Origin of the sequence: Pseudomonas sp. BLCC-B112 (assembly GCF_028550695.1) — a bacterium.
Taxonomy (GTDB): Bacteria; Pseudomonadota; Gammaproteobacteria; order Pseudomonadales; family Pseudomonadaceae; genus Aquipseudomonas; species Aquipseudomonas danubii.
On sequence record NZ_JAQQGK010000003.1, the window covers coordinates 562,920 to 582,916 of the forward strand.

General features: G+C 66.9%; 16 protein-coding genes. 11 read left to right on the forward strand and 5 right to left on the reverse strand.

What is annotated here, in order from left to right; all coding sequences use genetic code 11:
- Positions 1-56: 56 nt before the first annotated feature.
- Together PQT43_RS11320 and PQT43_RS11325 are read right to left on the reverse strand one after the other, a co-directional pair.
- On the reverse strand, positions 57-1,037 hold the full coding sequence (locus tag PQT43_RS11320) for a DUF4880 domain-containing protein (RefSeq protein ID WP_253085345.1): 981 nt from the start codon (positions 1,035-1,037) through the stop codon (positions 57-59).
- Complete coding sequence (locus tag PQT43_RS11325; RefSeq protein ID WP_102880219.1) at positions 1,034-1,543, reverse strand: sigma-70 family RNA polymerase sigma factor; 510 nt, start codon at positions 1,541-1,543, stop codon at positions 1,034-1,036. The genes PQT43_RS11320 and PQT43_RS11325 overlap by 4 nt, the downstream gene beginning before the upstream one ends.
- A 247-nt stretch (positions 1,544-1,790) precedes the next feature.
- On the opposite strand from PQT43_RS11325, the gene PQT43_RS11330 reads away from it, so the two are divergent.
- Positions 1,791-2,798: a zinc-dependent alcohol dehydrogenase family protein gene (locus tag PQT43_RS11330; RefSeq protein WP_267268393.1), complete on the forward strand. Its 1,008-nt coding sequence runs from the start codon at positions 1,791-1,793 to the stop codon at positions 2,796-2,798.
- A gap of 82 nt (positions 2,799-2,880) precedes the next feature.
- Here the strand turns inward: PQT43_RS11330 and mhpT are convergent, their stop codons facing one another.
- Positions 2,881-4,092, reverse strand: coding sequence for a 3-(3-hydroxy-phenyl)propionate transporter MhpT (mhpT, locus tag PQT43_RS11335; protein WP_267268392.1), 1,212 nt, complete (start codon positions 4,090-4,092; stop codon positions 2,881-2,883).
- 331 nt (positions 4,093-4,423) lie between these two features.
- On the opposite strand from mhpT, the gene PQT43_RS11340 reads away from it, so the two are divergent.
- On the forward strand, positions 4,424-5,746 hold the full coding sequence (locus tag PQT43_RS11340) for an OprD family porin (protein WP_272753924.1): 1,323 nt from the start codon (positions 4,424-4,426) through the stop codon (positions 5,744-5,746).
- 66 nt (positions 5,747-5,812) lie between these two features.
- Here PQT43_RS11340 and PQT43_RS11345 read toward each other — a convergent pair whose 3' ends face one another.
- On the reverse strand, positions 5,813-6,301 hold the full coding sequence (locus tag PQT43_RS11345; RefSeq protein WP_253085342.1) for a MarR family winged helix-turn-helix transcriptional regulator: 489 nt from the start codon (positions 6,299-6,301) through the stop codon (positions 5,813-5,815).
- Positions 6,302-6,509: 208 nt separating this feature from the next.
- Here PQT43_RS11345 and PQT43_RS11350 point away from each other — a divergent pair, with 208 nt between their 5' ends.
- From PQT43_RS11350 to PQT43_RS11380, 7 genes are all read left to right on the forward strand, one after another.
- The gene (locus tag PQT43_RS11350; protein ID WP_123394413.1) at positions 6,510-7,340 is read left to right on the forward strand and encodes a p-hydroxycinnamoyl CoA hydratase/lyase; all 831 of its coding nucleotides are present in this window, start codon (positions 6,510-6,512) and stop codon (positions 7,338-7,340) included.
- A 96-nt stretch (positions 7,341-7,436) separates the two neighbouring features.
- Entirely contained in the window at positions 7,437-8,885 is a 1,449-nt protein-coding gene (locus tag PQT43_RS11355; RefSeq protein ID WP_253085341.1) for an aldehyde dehydrogenase, read from the forward strand.
- Positions 8,886-9,030: 145 nt separating this feature from the next.
- A complete protein-coding gene (locus tag PQT43_RS11360; RefSeq protein ID WP_410897067.1) occupies positions 9,031-10,914 on the forward strand; it encodes a feruloyl-CoA synthase in 1,884 nt (627 codons plus the stop codon).
- Positions 10,911-12,152, forward strand: a complete 1,242-nt coding sequence (locus PQT43_RS11365; protein WP_253085339.1) for a thiolase family protein — start codon at positions 10,911-10,913, stop codon at positions 12,150-12,152. Before PQT43_RS11360 ends, PQT43_RS11365 begins: the two co-directional genes overlap by 4 nt.
- A gap of 59 nt (positions 12,153-12,211) precedes the next feature.
- On the forward strand, positions 12,212-13,966 hold the full coding sequence (locus PQT43_RS11370) for an acyl-CoA dehydrogenase (protein ID WP_267268390.1): 1,755 nt from the start codon (positions 12,212-12,214) through the stop codon (positions 13,964-13,966).
- A gap of 294 nt (positions 13,967-14,260) precedes the next feature.
- A complete protein-coding gene (locus PQT43_RS11375; protein ID WP_134929251.1) occupies positions 14,261-14,539 on the forward strand; it encodes a hypothetical protein in 279 nt (92 codons plus the stop codon).
- Positions 14,536-15,861 (forward strand): MFS transporter, encoded by a 1,326-nt coding sequence (locus PQT43_RS11380; protein WP_123394408.1) that lies wholly within the window; start codon positions 14,536-14,538, stop codon positions 15,859-15,861. Before PQT43_RS11375 ends, PQT43_RS11380 begins: the two co-directional genes overlap by 4 nt.
- Before the next feature lie 33 nt (positions 15,862-15,894).
- Here the strand turns inward: PQT43_RS11380 and PQT43_RS11385 are convergent, their stop codons facing one another.
- Positions 15,895-16,791: a LysR family transcriptional regulator gene (locus PQT43_RS11385; protein ID WP_159893156.1), complete on the reverse strand. Its 897-nt coding sequence runs from the start codon at positions 16,789-16,791 to the stop codon at positions 15,895-15,897.
- 116 nt (positions 16,792-16,907) lie between these two features.
- On the opposite strand from PQT43_RS11385, the gene mdlC reads away from it, so the two are divergent.
- Both mdlC and PQT43_RS11395 read left to right on the forward strand, forming a co-directional pair.
- The gene (mdlC, locus tag PQT43_RS11390; protein ID WP_267268389.1) at positions 16,908-18,494 is read left to right on the forward strand and encodes a benzoylformate decarboxylase; all 1,587 of its coding nucleotides are present in this window, start codon (positions 16,908-16,910) and stop codon (positions 18,492-18,494) included.
- 82 nt (positions 18,495-18,576) lie between these two features.
- On the forward strand, positions 18,577-19,968 hold the full coding sequence (locus PQT43_RS11395; RefSeq protein WP_159893158.1) for an MFS transporter: 1,392 nt from the start codon (positions 18,577-18,579) through the stop codon (positions 19,966-19,968).
- The last annotated feature ends 29 nt before the right edge of the window (positions 19,969-19,997 follow it).

Here is a 19,997-nt window from a genome sequence, read left to right on the forward strand (position 1 = left end):
TCTTCCCTGGTCTTGATGCGTGAGATTGGAAAAACTGCCGCCTTCCTGGAAAAAAATCAGGCCGCCGTCACTGAGGCCCAATAGCCCATGACCCGCTGAATGCGAATGGGCAGGGTTCGGGCCAGCAAGTCGAGGCTGGCGTCCGGCTGGTCGAGGGAGAACGAACCGGACACCCGCAGCCCGGCGACCTCGGCGGCGCAGCGCAGCAGGCCCGGACGATAGCGGTCGAGTTCGGCGATCACCTCGGCCAATGGCATGCGTTCGGCGATCAGCAGGCCCTGGGTCCAGGCGCTGGCTGCGGCGGCCACTGGCGTTACGAGGCTCATGCGTTGCTCGATGTCCACCTGCTGGCGCGGGCCCAGGACCTGTCCGGGCCCCTGACCCAGGCTGACCGAGGCACTGCCGCTCAGCAGTTGCACCCGGGTGCCGCGGTGTCCCGGCAAGCCGACGCTGACCATCAACTGCGACAGCGGTGCCAGGTGGATCCTGGCTTCGGCGGTGACGACCCGCACTGGCGCGGCGTTGCCCAAGGTCAGCAGCAGGCGTCCACTGTTGAGCCGTAGTTGCGGTCCTTGCACACGGTCCTGAAGATCCAGAGTGGTGCGGGTGTCCAGCTGCAGCGCCGTGCCGACCGCCAGTTGCAGTTGGCGGCGTTCGCCGGTGGCGGTGTGGTAGTCGCTGAACAACTGCGGCAACAGCAGCCGCTCGCGCACGCTCCAACTGCTGGCGGCCACCACTCCAAGGCCGACGACGCCCTTGAGCAAGGTGCGCCGCGAAGGGTGGCTGCGGGCCTGGAGCAACTGCCGGGTGCGAGCGGCGGGCAGGCTGCGGGTGCTGTCGCGCAGGTCCTGCCCGAGCCCGGCCAGGCGTTGCCAGGCCAATTCATGTTGCGGGTCGGCCCGGCGCCAGGCCAGGCACCCGGCCTGTTGCTCGGCGCTGCTGGTGCCCGACTGCAGGAGCACCAGCCATTCCAGGGCCTGATCCAGTACGCGGTGATCCACCGCGCCCTGATCGTCCATGGGCTTAAAGGCGCTCATGCCGGGTACACCGCCGCGTAGCAGTGGCGGTAGGCCTTGAGCATGGCTTTCTGTACCACGTTGACCGAGAGCTGCAGGCGCTCGGCAATCTGCGGGTAGGTCAGGCCTTCGAGCTGGGACAGCAGAAACACGTCCCGCACCCGATGGCCCAGGCCGTCCAGCACCTGACCCACGGCGTCCAGGGCTTCGAGCACCAGCAGGCGGGTTTCCGGTGAGGGCTGGTGTTGCGGTTCCAACTGCGCCAGGGATTCAAGGTAGGCCCGCTCCAGGGCCTGGCGGCGGAAATACTGGCCGCACAGTCGGCTGGCCACGGTGTTCAGATAGGCCCGGGGTTCACGCAGTACCGGCAGTTGTTCGCTGCGCAGAATCCGCAGGAAGGTGTCCTGTGCCAGGTCCATGGCCTGGTCCTGGTTACCGAGCTTGCGTCGCAGCAGTTGCACCACCCAGTTGTGATGCTGGACGTAGAGCTCGCCCACGGCGTGCTGTAGCGAGGAGTTGGGCACCATCGAGAAAGCTTCCAGGGTCGAGGCGGATGAAATGACGGTTTATGGTAATGCTTCTCATTAGTGTGCGCTCGGTTTTTTATTGCCCGGGCACTGCCGCCTGGGGCATCGCCAGACCCTGTCTGGTCCTGTTGCGGCCCGAGTTTGGCGTGAGGGGCGGGCCGGTTCGGTGTTAGGGTGAGCCCCCTGGTTGCGCCGACGCCTTGAGCGTCGGTCTTGAAGACATTACCGATCTGTGGAGAAGCACCCCATGCAAGCCATCAAGCTCAGCCTGCCGGCATCCCTGGACAACCTTAAAATCGTGGAACTGGCCGATCCCGGGCAACCCGGCGCCGGGCAGATCCGCGTGCGTCTGCATGCCTGTTCCCTGAATTTCCACGACTACGCCGTGGTCACCGGCGCGCTGCCCACCGCCGACGGGCGGATTCCCATGGCCGACGGCGCCGGGGTGGTGGAAGCGGTGGGCGCCGGGGTCACGGAGTTCCAGGTGGGTGATTCGGTGGTCTCCTGCTTCTTCCCCCACTGGCATGACGGTGGCCCGGCCATCGCCGACTTCAGCACCACCCCGGGCGATGGCGTCGACGGTTATGCCCGTGAAGTGGTGATCCAGCCCAGCCACTGGTTCACCCATGCGCCCAAGGGCTACAGCCATGCCGAAGCGGCGACCCTGACCACCGCCGGTCTCACGGCCTGGCGTGCGCTGGTGGTGGACGGCGGGCTTAAGGCCGGGGAAACCGTGCTGGTACTGGGCACCGGCGGCGTGTCGATCTTTGCCCTGCAGCTGGCCAAGGCCATGGGCGCTACGGTGATTGCCACCTCTTCGTCGGACGCCAAGCTGGCCAAGGTTCGCGAGCTGGGCGCCGACCACACCCTCAACTACCGCACCCAGCCTGAATGGGGCAACGAGGTGCTCAAGCTGACCGGCGGCCGTGGCGTTGATCACGTGGTGGAAGTCGGCGGCCCGGGCACCTTGCCGCAGTCCATCACTGCTTGCCGCATCGGCGGGCATATCGCCCTGATCGGCGTGCTCACCGGTTGGGCCGGGCCGGTGCCGACGGCGGCGCTGATGGCCAAGCAGCAGCGCCTGCAGGGCTTGATCGTCGGCAGTCGCCAGCACCAGGTGGAGATGGTTCGTGGCCTGGAGGCGACGGGGATCAAGCCGATCATCGACAGCACCTTCCCCCTGGCCGAGATCGCCAAGGCCTTCGCCCATGAAGCCTCGGGTGCGCACCTGGGGAAAATCTGCCTGACGTTCTAAGGCGTCGTGCGCGGCAACGCCCGGGTGGCTCTGGACGTTGCCGCCGCCCAGGTGTGGCGTTGGCTCGCATTGCCGCCTCGGCTCAATGCGCCGGCTTGAGTTCGGGCGTGGCGTTGGCCCGGGCGATGACGGTGAGGATCGACAGGGCGGCGATGACCAGCCCTGGCGAGGTGGCCAGCAGGACCCCGGCGGTGCCGGCGCCGGCGGCGAGGATCTGCCCGGCGGCCAGCGGCCCGGCCACCGAGCCCAGGCGTCCGATGGCCACGGCAGCGCCGACGCCGGTGGCACGCACCGCGGTCGGGTAGGAGGGCGGTGCCAGCGCGTAGAGCACCAATTGCGCGGCCATTACGAACAGCCCGGCGGCAAACCCGGCCACGGCCATGGGCGCAATGCCCACCGACAGCCCGACCCCGGCCAGCGCCGCCAGCAACCCGGCGTAGACGAACAGCACCACCTTGAGCCCGTTGCAGCGGTCCAGCAGCAGGCCGCCGAGCAGCGAACCGAGGGCGCCGCCGATGTTGAACAGCATCTGCACCAGGCCCGCCTGGGGTTTACTGAAGCCTTGTTCGAGCAGCAGCGACGGCAGCCAGTTGAGCAGCATGTACATCACGGTCAGGGTGAAGAAGTAGCTGAGCCACAGGGCCAGCGTGGTGCGCGCGCGACCTTCGCCGAACAGTGCCTGGGTGGTGGAGGCTCGGCGGCTGTCGGCGCTGGCGTTGTGTTGGCGAAAGGCAGTGGATTCCGGCAGTAGCCAGGCCATCAGCGGCACCACCAGCAGCGGCGCCAGGCCGCCGATGATGAAGGTGGTCTGCCAATGTTCACTGGAGAACATCGCCACCACCGCCGCCAGCGCGCCGCCCAGGGGCACGCCGCAGTACATGACGCTGATGGCCGTGCCCCGGCGGCGTTCACTCACCGCTTCGGCGCACAGGGCGATCAGGTTGGGCAGCGCCGCGCCCAGGCCCAGGCCAGTCATGAAGCGCACCAGCAGCAGGCTCGAATAGCTCTCGACGTAGGCCGTGCACAGCGAGAATAGGCCGAACAGCAACACCGCGCCGACCAGGATCTTCTTGCGCCCGATACGGTCGGCGACCCAGCCGCCGAAGAACGCCCCGGGCAGCAGGCCGATGATTCCGGCGCTGAACACCCAGCCCATCATCTTCGGGTCCAGGGCGAAGCTCTGGCGCAATCCGGCAGCGGCGGTGCCGGCCGCCTGCAGATCGAACCCCTCGATCAGTGCAACGATAAAGCACAAAGCGATGGTCAGCGTCGAACGACGCGATGGACTGTCCATGGGCAAACCTCATTGTTGTTTTTGTTGTGGTGGCCAACTGGACGCCGGGCCTGAACGCGCCGGCGTTGGTGGCTGGCGATTAAGATAACAAAGATAACTAAAAAATGAATAGCGCCTTAATTTCATCGATAAACGTAAATAAAGGCATTCAAATCAGCTAGTTAAATCAATAATCATGATTCGACGTAAAAATAGATAATATTATTAATGTTCGATTATCGGTCATTTGCGGTTGACGTAAGGCTTGGGCTGTTTCCATTCTCTGTCCGTGACGTCGGCTGCCAGGCCCGCGCTCGACACCTAAAACAACAACAAAAAATGGACATCGGACATGCCAAATCTCCCAACCAACGCCGTTGCGGCGGCGTCAGCTTCCTGTATGCCCAGTCTCCCCACGCGGCTGGCTCTGGCCGTGCTGGGCTTGAGCCTGTTGCCCGCTCCACTCTGGGCGGCGGGTTTTATTGACGACAGCCACGGCACCCTGACCCTGCGCAATTACTACCTGGATCGCGACTACCAGGACGGTGGGGCGAAGACCGCCGCGCGGGAGTGGGCCCAGGGTTTCATCATGAACATGGAGTCGGGGTTCACCGAGGGTCGCGTCGGTTTCGGCCTCGATGTGCGCGGGCTGCTGGGGGTCAAGCTCGACTCCTCGCCGGACCGCAGCGGCACCGAGCTGCTGCCGGTGTCGGCCAGCGACAAGCGCGCCGTGGATGAATACTCGCGGCTGGCGCCCACCGCCAAACTGCGCTTTGCCCGGACCACGGTGAAGACCGGCGATGTCTCGATCTTCCTGCCGTTCGCCTTTGCCAGCCCGTCGCGCCTGCTGCCGCAGACCTTTCGCGGCACCACCCTGAGCTCCACGGACATCGACGGCCTGACCCTCAATACCGGCTATATCGACCGCATCAACAAGCGCGACTCCACCGACTACCAGGCCATGACCATTGCCTCGCCCAACCGGCGGTTCAATGGCACGGCCAGCACCTCGCACCTGGCGTACCTGGGGGGCGATTACCAGGTCAACAAGGCGCTCAGCCTGCGCGCCTATCACGCCGAGGTGGCCGACCTCTACCAGCAGGACACTCTGGCCCTGCTGCACAACCTGCCCCTGGGCGATGGCGTGCTGAGCAGCGACCTGCGCAGTTTTTTCAGCCGGGAAGACGGCAGTGCCAAGGCCGGCCGGGTCGACAACCGCAACCTCTCGGCGCTGTTTGGCTACAAGTTCGGCGGGCACCGGGTGAGCCTGGGCTACATGCATTCCAGTGGCGACACGGCCACGCCCTACATCTCCGGCACCGAGTTGATGGGCATGAGCGAGCTGACCATGAGTTCGGACTTTCTCAATGCCAAGGAGCGCACCTGGCAAGCCATCTACGACTATGACTTTGCCGCCTCCGGCGTGCCCGGGCTCAAGAGTCGGCTGCGTTACGTGCGCGGCGACCATATCGAGCTGGCGGCCTTCAATGCCAGCGAGCGCAAGGAGCGCGAGTTTCAGATGGAGTTGGGGTACGTGCTGCAGAGCGGCCCGCTGAAGAACCTCGGGCTGGTGGCGCGCAAGTCGATCTATCGCAATGACTTCCCGGCGGGCGCGGCGTTTCGCGATGAAAACCAGACCCGCTTCCTGGTGCTCTACACCTTGCCGATCTGGTAAGCCCGCCAGCAGCCTGGCTGCCTCAGCGTGCCGGCCCTGTGCCGGCCCTGTGCCGGCACCTTGGCTTCAGTCCTGGTACACCTTCTTCAGCAGGCGCAGCAGCTCTTCGCGTTCCTCGGCGCTCAAGGCCGAGGTGGCGTCGACGTCGCTTTGCGCGGCGATCTGCTTGAGCTCCTTGAGCAGGGTTTCGCCGGTCTTGCTCAGGAAGATCCCGTAAGAGCGCTTGTCCGGCTTGCAGCGCACCCGCACCGCCAGAGCGCGGCTTTCCAGTTTATTGAGCAGGGGCACCACTTGCGGCGGCTCGATGGCGAGGGCGCGAGCCAGGTCGGCCTGCATCAGCCCCGGGTTGCTGTCGATGATTGCCAGGGCCGAGAACTGCGCGGGGCGCAGGTCGTGGGCCGAGAGCTGGCCGATCAGGTTCTGGAACAGCTTGAGCTGGGCGCGACGCATGGCGTAGCCAATCAGTTCGTCCAGCGCCGAATCCAGCGGCGCCTGAACCTCGGCGTTGGCGGGTGGGGCCTCGCGCGGGTCGGCGAGGGGAGCGGGCTTGGCCATGACAAAAACATCCTGGGTCGGTTAACAAGGCTATCCAGTTTGCCGGGGTCGGCCGCTGATAGCTACGTTTGCCTGTGCTGGCAGTCGCTGTAGAAGGATTTTATCCAGGGGTAGGAAAAATGGTTAATTCAATTAATAGTTAATTGACATAACTAATTTTGCGGTTTAATTTCGATCCATCTTCAAGCCAGAACAAGAGAGCATCGCCATGAGCAACTACGAAGGTCGCTGGACAACGGTCAAGGTCGAAATCGAAGACGGCATTGCCTGGGTCATTCTCAATCGTCCGGAAAAACGCAACGCCATGAGCCCGACCCTGAACCGGGAAATGATCGACGTGCTGGAAACCCTGGAACAGGACCCGGCCGCTGGTGTGCTGGTGCTGACCGGCGCCGGCGAGGCCTGGACCGCCGGCATGGACCTCAAGGAATACTTCCGCGAGGTGGATGCCGGGCCGGAGATCCTTCAGGAGAAAATCCGCCGCGAAGCCTCCCAGTGGCAGTGGAAACTGCTGCGCATGTACGCCAAGCCGACCATCGCCATGGTCAACGGCTGGTGCTTCGGTGGCGGCTTCAGCCCGCTGGTGGCGTGCGATCTGGCGATCTGCGCCGACGAGGCGACCTTCGGCCTCTCGGAAATCAACTGGGGCATCCCGCCGGGCAACCTGGTGAGCAAGGCCATGGCCGACACCGTGGGCCATCGCCAGTCGCTGTACTACATCATGACCGGCAAGACTTTCGGCGGGCAGAAAGCCGCCGAAATGGGCCTGGTCAACGACAGCGTGCCCCTGGCTCGATTGCGTGAGGTGACCATTGAGCTGGCGCGCAACCTGCTGGAGAAAAACCCGGTGGTGCTGCGTGCCGCCAAGCATGGCTTCAAGCGTTGCCGCGAGCTGACCTGGGAGCAGAACGAAGACTACCTGTACGCCAAGCTCGATCAGTCGCGCCTGTTGGACACCGAAGGCGGCCGCGAGCAGGGCATGAAGCAGTTTCTCGACGACAAGAGCATCAAGCCCGGCCTGCAGGCGTATAAACGCTGAGTCCGGCCGGCGAACGGCGGGCGCCTCCCGCTGTTCGCCGCGCCACTGCTACACCGCTGTGCTGCATTCCCGACAAAGACAACAAGAGGAATCACCATGCTGGACGTGCCCCTGCTGATCGGTGGCCAGTCGCGCCCCGCCGGCGACGGTCGAACCTTCGAACGCCGCAACCCGGTGACCGGCGCTGTGGTATCGCGCGTGGCCGCCGCGACCCTGGACGATGCCGACGCTGCCGTGGCCGCAGCCCAGGCCGCATTCCCTGCCTGGGCGGCCCTGGCCCCCAACGAACGCCGCAGTCGCCTGCTCAAGGCCGCCGAGCAGTTGCAGGCCCGCAGCGGCGAGTTCATCGCCGCCGCCGGCGAGACCGGGGCCATGGCCAACTGGTACGGCTTCAACGTGCGCCTGGCGGCCAACATGCTGCGCGAAGCGGCGTCGATGACCACCCAGATCAACGGCGAAGTCATTCCCTCGGATGTCCCCGGCAGCTTCGCCATGGCCCTGCGCCAACCCTGCGGCGTGGTGCTGGGCATCGCCCCGTGGAACGCCCCGGTGATTCTCGCCACTCGGGCCATCGCCATGCCCCTGGCCTGCGGCAACACTGTGGTGCTCAAGGCCTCCGAACTGAGCCCGGCGGTGCACCGGCTGATCGGCCAGGTGCTGCAGGATGCCGGCCTGGGCGATGGCGTGGTCAACGTCATCAGCAATGCCCCGGTCGATGCCGCGGCGATTGTCGAGCGCCTGATCGCCAACCCGGCGGTGCGCCGGGTCAACTTCACCGGTTCGACCCATGTCGGGAGGATTGTCGGTGAACTGGCGGCGCGCCACCTCAAGCCGGCCCTGCTTGAACTGGGCGGCAAGGCGCCGCTGCTGGTGCTGGACGACGCCGACCTGGACGCCGCCGTGGCGGCCGCAGCGTTTGGCGCCTACTTCAATCAGGGGCAGATCTGCATGTCCACCGAGCGCCTGATCGTCGATGCCAAGGTCGCCGATGCCTTTGTCGCCAAGCTGGCGGCCAAGGTCGCGACCTTGCGTGCCGGCGACCCGTCGGCCGCGGACTCGGTGCTCGGCTCGCTGGTGGATGTCAGTGCCGGGACACGCATCAAGGCGCTGATCGACGACGCACTGGAGCAGGGCGCGCGGCTGGTGGTAGGCGGGCAACTGGACGGCAGTATCCTGCAGCCGACCCTGCTCGACGGCGTCACCGAGTCGATGCGCCTGTACCGCGAGGAGTCCTTCGGACCGGTGGCGGTGCTGCTGCGTGGCAGCGGCGATGAAGAGCTGTTGCGTCTGGCCAACGATTCCGAGTTCGGCCTGTCGGCGGCGATTTTCAGCCGCGACACCGGGCGTGCCCTGGCCCTGGCGCAACGGGTCGAGTCGGGTATCTGCCATATCAACGGCCCTACCGTGCACGACGAAGCGCAGATGCCGTTTGGCGGCGTCAAGTCCAGCGGCTACGGCAGTTTTGGCGGCAAGGCCTCGATCGAGCACTTCACCCAATTGCGCTGGGTCACCTTGCAGCACGGCCCGCGGCACTACCCGATCTGATCCGTCGCCACGGGCGCGGTGCTTTTGCGACCGCGCTCGTGTACAGGCCAGACAACAATAACAAGGCCGCAGCCAGCGGCTGCCACGCTTGCCAGCTGTCGCCCTGCGTGCGCGGCGCAGGCGTGCCTTGATGGAGGACATGTACGTGAGTTGCCAATCCAGAGCGCCATCCCCACCCGTGGCCGAGCCGCCGCGTTATCGCCAGGTGTCCATTGGCCGGCCGGCGGTTGCCGTCAGTGAAGAGCAGGGCGTGCTGCACATGCGCTCGCTGGAGCCGCTGGCGCCCTTGCCCGATCGCTTGCTCGATCGCCTGCTGCACTGGGCCCGGGTGCGCCCCGAGCAGACCTTCATTGCCGCCCGCGAGGCCGGTGGCGACTGGCGCCGTGTCAGCTATGGGCAGATGCTCGACAGCGTGCGCGCCATCGCCCAGGGCCTGCTTCGTTACGGCCTGTCGGCCGACAAGCCGCTGGCGCTGCTTTCGGGCAATGACATCGAACACCTGCAACTGGCCCTGGGCGCGATGTACGCCGGGATTCCCTATTGCCCGGTGTCGCCGGCCTATTCGCTGCTGTCCCAGGACTTTGCCAAGCTGCGCCATGTCTGCGACCTGTTGCAGCCGGGGCTGGTGTTCGTCAGCGACGCCAGCGCCTACCAGCGGGCCATCGACGCGGTGCTGCCGCCCGAGACGCCGCTGATCAGCGTGCGTGGCCAGGTGCCGGGGCGGCGCCAGGCGAGCTTCGCCAGCCTGCTGGCCGAGCCCGGTGGGGCCGAGGCCGATGCAGCCTTTGCCGCCACCGGCCCGGACAGCATCGCCAAGTTTCTCTTCACCTCGGGCTCGACCAAGCTGCCCAAGGCGGTGATCACCACCCAGCGCATGCTCTGCGCCAACCAGCAGATGCTGCTGCAGACCTTTCCGGTGTTCGGTGAAGAGCCGCCGGTGCTGGTGGACTGGCTGCCGTGGAACCACACCTTCGGCGGCAGCCATAACGTCGGCATCGTGCTCTACAACGGCGGCACTTTTTACCTGGACGAGGGCAAGCCCACGGCCCAGGGCTTCGCTGAAACCCTGCGCAACCTCAAGGAGATTTCCCCCACCGCCTACCTGACCGTGCCCAAGGGCTGGGAGGAACTGGTCAACGCGCTGGAGCTGGATGCCGAGCTGCGCGAGTGTTTTTTCAAGCGCATGAGCCTGTTTTTCTTCGCCGCCGCCGGGCTTTCGCAAAGTGTCTGGGACCGCCTGGACCGGGTCGCCGAGCAGCATTGCGGCGAACGCATCCGGATGATGGCCGGGCTCGGCATGACCGAGGCCGCGCCGTCTTGCACCTTCACCACCGGGCCGCTGTCGATGGCCGGTTACATCGGCCTGCCGGCGCCGGGTTGCGAAGTGCGCCTGGTGCCGGTGGATGGCAAGCTCGAAGGGCGTTTTCGCGGGCCGCACATCATGCCCGGCTACTGGCGCGCGGCGCAGCAGACCGCCGAGGTGTTCGACGCCCAGGGCTTCTACTGCTCGGGGGATGCGCTCAAGCTCGCCGACGCCGCCGACCCGCAACTGGGGCTGATGTTCGACGGGCGCATCGCCGAGGACTTCAAGTTGTCGTCCGGGGTGTTCGTCAGCGTCGGCCCGCTGCGCAATCGCGCGGTGCTCGAAGGCGCGCCCTATGTCCAGGACCTGGTGGTGGCCGCCCCCGACCGCGAGTGCCTGGGGGCCCTGGTGTTCCCGCGCCTGTATGAGTGCCGGCGGCTGGCGGGGCTGGGCGCCGAGGCCAGCGAGGCCGAGGTGCTGGCCAGCGCGCCGGTGCGCCAGTGGTTCGGCGACTGGTTGCAGCGCCTGAATCGCGAGGCCAGCGGCAATGCCAGCCGCCTGGAGTGGATCGCGCTGCAGGTGGAGCCGGCGTCCATCGACCGTGGGGAGATCACCGACAAGGGCTCGATCAATCAGCGCGCGGTGCTGCAGTGGCGTGCCGAGCAGGTCGAGAACCTGTATCGCGGCCGCGAGCCGTCGATCCTGCGCGCCGAGCCCAAGCCATGAGCGGTGCCGGGCAGTACAGCGGGTTTGCCGATGTGGCGATCCTTGAGGCGGTGCGCACGCCCTGGGTCGACCTCGGCGGGGACCTGGCCGAGATCTCGCCGATCGACCTGGGGATCAAGGTCGGGCGCGAGGTCCTGGCCCGGGCCGGCATCGAGCCGCAGGCGGTGGACAGCGTGCTGGCCGGTTCCATGGCCCAGGCCAGTTTCGACGCCTACCTGCTGCCCCGGCACATCGGCCTGTACAGCGGGGTCGGGCAAGCGGTGCCGGCCCTGGGGGTGCAGCGCATCTGCGCCACCGGTTTCGAGCTGTTGCGTCAGGCCGCCGAGCAACTGCGCGGCGAGGTGCAACTGGCGTTGTGCGTGGCCAGTGAGTCGATGTCGCGCAACCCGATTGCCGCCTACACCCATCGCGGCGGCTTTCGCCTGGGAGCGGCGGTGCAGTTCAAGGACTTTTTATGGGAGGCGCTGTACGACCCGGCGCCGGGGCTGGACATGATCGCCACCGCCGACAACCTGGCGCGGCGTTACGGCCTGACCCGCGAAGCCGTAGATGGCTACGCCTGCGCCAGTCATCAGCGGGCCCTGGCCGCTCGGCAAGCGGGCTGGTTCGCGGCGGAAATCGTCGCCGTGAGCCAGCAGCGCTTCGAACTCGACGGCTATCAAGCGCGCGGCATTCGCCTGCCGCGCGGGGTCGAGGGGGTCAGCCAGGACAGCCATCCGCGCCCCAGTGAACGGTCTGACCTGGCGCGATTGCGAACCATCCACGAAGGCGGGGTGCAGACCGCCGGCAACAGCTGCGCGGTGGTCGATGGCGCGGCGGCGGCCCTGGTCGGGCGGGCCTCGGCGTGCAGCGACCGGCCCCTGGCGCTGTTGCGGGCCAGCGCGGTGGTCGGGGTGGCGCCGGAGTTCATGGGCATCGGTCCGGCCCCGGCGATCCGCCTGCTGTTGCAACGCAGTGGCCTGAGCCTTGGGCAGATCGGTCGCCTTGAAATCAACGAGGCCCAGGCAGCCCAGGTGTTGGCCGTGGCCCGGGAGCTGGAACTGGACGGCGATCGGCTGAATGTCCAGGGCGGCTCCCTGGCCCTGGGCCATCCGCTGGCCGCCAGCGGCCTGCGCCTGGTGCTGACCCTGGCCCGGCAACTGCGCGAGCACAACCTGCGCTACGGCATCGCCGCGGCCTGTGTGGGCGGTGGCCAGGGCATGGCGCTGCTGATCGAAAACCCGGCCTGGCGCGCTTGAGCCCGATCGGCCCGCCGTCCCTGGCGGGCCACTCTATTTCTACTCGATGAGGTGTCCCCATGTGGAGCTACCAGGCGCCGCTGCGCGATATGCAATTTGTCCTTGAGCACTGGCTGGAGGCCCCCGAAGCCTGGCGTCGCAGCCCGGCGTTCGAGGCGTTGGACCTGCCCCTGGCGCTGCAGGTGCTGGAGCAGGCGGCGCGTTTCAGCCAGGGCGCACTGGCGCCGCTGAATGCCAGCGGCGATCGCCAGGGCTGCCAGTGGGCGGATGGACAGGTCAGCACCCCAGAGGGGTTTGCCGAGGCCTATCGGGCCTATGTCGAGGGTGGCTGGCCGGCCCTGGCCTGCGCCGAAGCCTTGGGTGGCCAGGGCCTGCCGCAACTGCTGGACGCGGCGCTGCAAGAGATGCTCTACGCCAGCAACCATGCCTGGGCCATGTACACCGGCATCGCCCACGGCGCCTACCTGTGTCTGAAGACCCACGGCGCGCCCTGGCTCCAGGAGCGCTACCTGCCCGCGATCATCAGCGGCGCGAGCCTGCCCACCATGTGCCTGACCGAGCCCCAGGCTGGCAGTGATGTCGGCCTGCTGCGTTGTCGGGCCGAGCCGCAAGCCGATGGCAGTTATCGCCTGAGCGGCAGCAAGCTGTTCATCTCCGGTGGCGAGCACGACCTCACTGACAACATCCTGCACCTGGTGCTGGCCCGGTTGCCGGACGCGCCCGAGGGCAGCCGGGGGATCTCGCTGTTCCTGGTGCCCAAGCGCCTGGAGCAGGGCCAAGACAACGGCGTGCGCTGCGACGGCATCGAACACAAGATGGGGATCAAGGGCAGCGCCACCTGTTCCCTGGTGTTCGATGCGGCCCAGGGCTGGTTGGTGGGCGAGGCCAATCGCGGTCTGGCGGCGATGTTCGTGATGATGAATTCGGCGCGTCTGCACGTGGGTCTGCAAGGCCTGGGGCATGTCGAAGCGGCGTGGCAGAACGCTCTGGCGTACGCCGGTGAACGCCAGCAGATGCGTGCGCCATTGCGCCCCGCCGGGGTCGCCGCCCAGGCTGCCGATCCGATTCGCTACCACCCGGCCATGCGCCGCGTGCTTCTGGAATTGCGCGCCACCAGCGAAGGCTTGCGGGCCATCGGCTACTGGGCCGCGCACCTGCTGGATCAGGGCGAGCATCACCCCGAGCCACTGGCCCGGCGCCAGGCTGATCAGCTGGCGCAACTGCTGACGCCGATCATCAAGGCCTTCTTTACCGAGCAGGGTTTTCGCCAGGCCAGCAACGCCTTGCAGGTCTTTGGCGGCTACGGCTACGTCGCCGAGTTCGGCATCGAGCAGACCCTGCGCGACAGCCGTATCGCCATGATCTACGAAGGCAGCAACGAGATTCAGGCCAACGACCTGCTGCTGCGCAAGGTGCTGGGGGATGGCGGGCAGGGCTTCGCGCTGTTGCTTGAGCAACTGCGCGATGAGGCCGAGCAGGGCGCCGCGGTGGCCGGATGCGCGGGCTTTGCCCGGCCGTTGGCGGATCTGGCCGAGGCATTGCAGGGGCTGGTAGGCGAGGTGCAGCAGTGGGCGCTGGAGGATGCCGAGTACCCGTATCGCGCGGCGGGGGATTTTCTCGCCTTGTGTGGCTTGAGCCTGTTGGCGCTGGCCTGGGCCCGGGCGGCGCGGGTCTCGCGAAATCTGCCCGAGGGCGATCCGCTGCGCGGGGCCAAGCTTGCGACGGCGGGGTTCTTTTTCAGCTACCTGTTGCCCCAGGTCGAGCAACGGATGACGGCGGTGCGCAGCGCGCGGGCGGTGCTGGCCTTTATCTGAGGTGATGCGGGTTATTGGATCCAATGCAGGGTGCCTGAACCGAACCTTGTGGTGAGGGAGCTTGCTCCCGCCGGGGTGCGCAGTGCCCCCCATCTGCGGCCTCTGAGCGTTTTCAGGCCTGGCGTGCCAGCAGCCTTTGCGCTGGCTGCGCCATCGAACGGGAGCAAGCTTTCTCGCCACAGGCTTGCTTGGCAGTGAGTTGGGTAGTGGGGCTCGTCGCCTGCCCGAACGGTGCTGGTCGATAATCGCCCGCTAATCCCGGTGCCTTGTCGGGTACCTAAGCATTTGATCCCTATGGAAATTAACCCCGACCCTGGTTGGCCTGGGACCTTTTGCTCAGCCGTTTCAGCCCGTTCGTCTCTTGTTATTGGATCCATTAAGCGCTTTATTGGCGACCTGGCGATGGCAGGAGCCCTCCTGACCGTCGGCAATAAAAACAACAAAAAGGGTTTCGCCATGAATGTCTTATCGACGGCGTGCAGCCGCCTGGCTGGCGCGCGCTGGCTGTCTGTGTGCACAGGTTCTTTGGGTGTTGCGCTTCGGGTCCTGGCCGAACGGCAGGTGCGCCCATGAACCACGATCTCAAGCAACGGGTCGACCAGGGCCCGATGGGCGCCTTCCAGTGTCTGGCGATCGGCATCTGCATCGTCCTCAACATGATCGACGGCTTCGATGTGCTGGTGATGGCCTTCACCGCCGCTTCGGTGTCTGCCGAGTGGCAGCTCAATGGCGCGCAGGTCGGCCTGCTGCTCAGTGCCGGGTTGTTCGGCATGGCCGCCGGTTCGCTGTTTATCGCGCCCTGGGCCGACCGCTTCGGCCGCCGGCCGCTGATTCTGGGGTGCCTGTTGCTGTCCGGTGTCGGCATGTTGCTTTCGGCCACCAGCCACAGCCCCTTGCAACTGGCGCTGTTGCGCGGCCTCACCGGGCTGGGCATCGGCGGCATCCTGGCCAGCAGCAATGTGATCGCCGCCGAATACGCCAGCCGTCGCTGGCGTGGGTTGGCGGTGAGCCTGCAATCCACCGGCTATGCCCTGGGGGCCACCTTGGGCGGCTTGCTGGCGGTGTGGTTGCTGAGCCATTGGGGCTGGCGCTCGGTGTTTGTGTTTGGCGGCATCGTCACCTTGCTGGTGATCCCTCTGGTGCTGCTCTGGCTCCCTGAATCCCTGGACTTTCTCCTGGCCCGGCGCCCGGCCGACGCTTTGTTGCGGGTCAATCGCCTGGCCCAGCGCCTGGGCCACCCGGAACTGGCGCGGCTGCCCGCTGCGGCGCTGCGCGAGGAGGGCGCTGTCAGTGGCTTTGGCCAGCTGTTCGCCGGGCCGATGCGGCGCACCACGCTGCTGATCTGGCTGCTGTTTTTCCTGGTGATGTTCGGCTTCTACTTCGTCATGAGCTGGACCCCGAAACTGCTGGTGGCCGCTGGGCTTTCGGCGCAGCAGGGGATCACCGGCGGGGTGCTGCTGAGTGTCGGCGGGATCTTCGGCGCGGCGCTGATCGGCGGCTTGTCCTCGCGCTGGCCGCTGACCCGGGTGCTGTCGCTGTTCATGCTGGTGACCGCCGGGCTCCTGGTGCTGTTTGTCGGCAGTGCTTCGTCGATTGCCGCGGCCCTGGGCCTGGGGCTACTGATCGGGCTGTTCGCCAACGGCTGCGTGGCCGGGCTCTATGCCTTGTCGCCGGTGGTCTACGACGCTTCGGTGCGGGCTACCGGGGTGGGCTGGGGGATCGGCATCGGGCGCATTGGCGCGATTGTCTCGCCGACGGTGGCCGGGGTGCTGCTGGATGCCGGCTGGCAGCCCCTGCACCTGTATGGGGTGTTTGCCGTGGTCTTCGTGCTGGCGGCCGGTTGCCTGTTGTGGCTGCGACCGGCGTCGCCGCAGGCGCAGGCAGCCCTGGCCTAGCCCGCGAAACTGGAAGCGGCAGCGGGCGCCGCTTCAAGACTGGCCGTCGATGATCGCCGCGGCCACGGTCTGGCGGAACCAGGTCAGGGCGGCGGAGCTGTCGCTGTTGGGGTGCCAGTGCAGGGACACGTCGAATTCCCCCACCGGGAACGGCAGTTCCAGTTGCTGCAGGCCGCCTTCGAGGATGAACAGGCGGGCGATCTGCGCCGGCAGCACCGCCAGCAGGTCGGTGCCGGGCAGGATCTTGGGCAGCACCGAGAAGTGCGGCACCTGCAGGCTGATGCGGCGCTTGGCGTTCATCTGCTTGAGCACGTCCTCGACGCTGCCGTGGCCGGTGGTGCGGGTCACGGCGATGTGCCGCTCGGCGAGGAACTGCTCCAGGCTCAGCTGGGTGCCGATGCGCGGGTGGCGGTCGCTGAGCAGGCACACGTAGCGCTCGCGGATCAGCACCTGGCTGCGGGTGCCGGTCAGGGGCTTGCGGCAGATCAGCGCGTCGACCTTGGCGCTGCTCAGCCATTCGCCGGCCTGATCCACCTGCAACGGCAGGACCTCGACTTCGGCCTCCGGCGCTTGCTGGTTCAGGCGCGCCAGGATCAGCGGCAAGAAACCCATTTCGCCGAGGTCGGAGAGGGCGATGCGAAAGCGTCGCTCGGTGGTGGCCGGGTCGAAGCGGCGGGTGCTGTGCACGGTGTTTTCGATCCGCGTCAGGGATTGGCGAAGGGGCGGGTACAGCTCATCGGCCAGTTGGCTGGGCTGGATGCCGTCGCGGGTGCGGCTGAACAGGCCGTCGTCGAACAGCTCGCGCAGCCGCGCCAGGGCGTAGCTGACCGAGGGCTGGGTGACGAACAGGCGCTCGGCGGCCAGGGTCACGCTGCGGGCCTCATAGAGGGTGACGAAGGTGCGGATCAGGTTCAGATCGATGTGGCTCATGTTGTCTCATGGATATAGATGGATCTTATTTTTAATAAAAATAGTATCGATTTGATCAATTTCATCGCGGCTGCAAGAGTAACTCAAATTCTAAAAAAGCAGCGGCAAAGGTCCCTATGAAAACCGTCCATAGCGCTTCCTACGACATCCTCCGGCAACACGGCCTGACCACGGTGTTCGGTAACCCGGGTTCCAACGAGCTGCCCTTTCTCAAGGGCTTTCCTGAAGACTTCCGCTACATCCTCGGCCTGCATGAAGGCGCGGTGGTCGGCATGGCCGACGGCTTCGCCCTGGCCAGTGGCCGGCCGGCCTTCGTCAACCTGCACGCGGCGGCGGGCACCGGCAACGGCATGGGGGCGCTGACCAATGCCTGGTACTCCCACAGCCCGCTGGTGATCACCGCCGGCCAGCAGGTGCGTTCGATGATCGGTGTCGAAGCCATGCTGGCCAATGTCGATGCCGCACAGCTGCCCAAGCCCCTGGTCAAGTGGAGCCATGAACCGGCTTGCGCCGAGGATGTGCCCCGGGCCCTGAGCCAGGCCATCCATATGGCCAGCCAGGCGCCCAAGGGCCCGGTGTACCTGTCGATTCCCTACGACGACTGGGCCCGTCCGGCACCGGCCGGGGTCGAGCATCTGGCCCGGCGGCATGTGGCCAGCGCCGGGCTGCCCGCGGCGGCGCAATTGCGCCATCTGGTGCAGCGCCTGGCGGCGGCGCGTAACCCGGTGCTGGTGTTGGGACCGGATGTGGACGGCAGCCAGAGCAACCACCTGGCGGTGCAACTGGCGGAACGACTCGGTATGCCGGCCTGGGTCGCGCCGTCCGCGTCCCGCTGCCCGTTTCCGACCCGCCACCCGAGCTTTCGTGGGGTGCTGCCGGCCGCCATCGCCGGCATCAGTCGCTGCCTGGCGGAGCATGACCTGATCCTGGTGGTGGGCGCCCCGGTGTTCCGTTATCACCAGTTCGCCCCGGGGGACTACCTGCCCGAGGGCACTGAGCTGCTGCACATCACCTGCGACCCGGCCGAGGCGGCGCGGGCGCCGATGGGCGATGCGCTGGTGGGGGACATCGCCGAGACCTTGCAGGCCCTGGTCTGGGCGCTGCCGGAGTGCGACCGGCCGCAGCCGGCAGCCTTGCCAGCGCCTGCGCCGGTCGCGGAAAGCGGCGGCCTGCTGCGCCCGGAAACCGTGTTCGATGTGATCAACGAGCTGGCGCCCAAGGACGCGATCTACGTCAAGGAATCCACCTCCACCGTCGGTGCCTTCTGGCAGCGGGTGGAGATGCGTGAACCCGGCAGTTACTACTTTCCGGCGGCTGGTGGCCTGGGCTTCGGCCTGCCGGCGGCGGTGGGGGTGCAACTGGCCCGGCCCGAGCGGCGGGTGATCGGGATCATCGGCGACGGCTCGGCCAACTACGGCATCACCGCGCTGTGGACCGCCGCCCAGTACCAGGTCCCGGTGGTGTTGATCATTCTCAAGAACGGCACCTACGGCGCCCTGCGCTGGTTCGCCGACGTGCTGCAGGTCAGCGATGCGCCGGGGCTGGACGTGCCCGGCCTTGATTTCTGCGCCATCGGCCGCGGCTATGGCGTGCACGCGGTGCAGGCCAATACCCGCGAGGAATTTGCCGAGGCCTTGAGCGCGGCCTTGGCGGGCCAGCGCCCGGTGCTGATCGAGGTGCCGACCCTGACCATCGAACCCTGAGGACTGTCTTGTTGCCGGGCCAGCTGCCCGGCCGTGCCCACCGCAGCTTGCGGACTCACCAGAAGAATAAAAAGAGGTGGTTATGAACACGACTACGGTCATTGCAGCGATCGACAATGCGCCCCAGCCGGCGCGCTCCGCTGCCTCCCATGCCGACATCGGCACCTTGCTCGACCATGGCCCCTTCACCGGCATGCAGAAGCTGGTGGTGTTCCTGGCGGCGCTGTCCATCGTCATGGACGGCTTCGACGGCCAACTGATCGGTTTCGCCATTCCGCTGATGATCAAGGAGTGGGGCATCACCCGCGAGGCGTTCGCCCCGGCGGTGGCGGCCGGGCTCATCGGCATGGGCATCGGCAGCGCCTGTGCCGGGCTGTTCGCCGACCGTTTCGGCCGGCGCATGGCGGTCATCGCCAGCGTGTTCGTGTTCGGCGCGGCCACCTGCGCCATTGGCCTGGCGCCCAATGCGCTGGCGGTGGCGGTGCTGCGCTTTATCGCCGGGCTGGGCATCGGTGGCGCGCTGCCCAGCGCGACCACGGTGACGGCCGAATTCACCCCGGCGCGGCGGCGCACCCTGGCGGTGACCGCGACCATTGTCTGCGTGCCCCTGGGCGGGATGCTGGCGGGGCTGTTCGCGTCCCATGTGTTGCCGCTCTATGGCTGGCGCACGCTGTTCTTCATTGGTGGCAGCCTGCCCATCGTGCTGGGCTTCGTGTTGCTGGCGACGCTGCCGGAGTCGCCGCGTTTCCTGGCGCGTCGACCGCAGCGCTGGGTTGAGTTGAACGCCCTGCTGGGGCGCATGGGGCGGCCCATGGCCTCGGGGGTGAGCTACAGCGATGCCCTGGAGCAGAAGAGCGAGAAGCAGGGCGGTTTCCGCGCCTTGTTCGCCCAGGGCTACGGACGCGACACCCTGGCCCTCTGGGTGGCCTTCTTCATGTGCCTGACCGCGGTCTACAGCGCCTTCAGCTGGCTACCGACCATGCTCCTGGCCGAAGGCCTGGAGCTGTCGGTGGCCGGTTCCGGGTTGACCGCCTACAACCTCGGCGGGGTCATCGGTGCGCTGGTCTGTGCGCTGGCCATCACCCGTTGGGGCTCGTTCTGGCCGCTGCTGATCTGCTGTGCCGGGGGCGCGGCCAGCGCCTTCCTGCTGCAGGTGGTGGATATCCACCAGAACACCGGTCTGCTGATTTTCGGCTTCGGCGTGCACGGCCTGTTCGTCAACGCGGTGCAGTCCACCATGTACGCGCTGTGCGCCTTCATCTACCCGACCGGCGTGCGCGCTACCGGCACCGCTTCGGCCCTGGCCTTCGGGCGCCTGGGGGCGATCCTCAGTGCCTTCGCCGGGGCCCTGGTGATCACCCAGGGCGGGGCCCATGGGTACCTGACGCTGCTGGGCTCGGTGATGCTCATGGCCTTGCTCGCGCTGCTGATCGTGCGCCGGCACATTCCCCGGCGCCTGCCGGGCCAGTCATGAACGCAGTCCTTGAAACGGCCATTCAATCA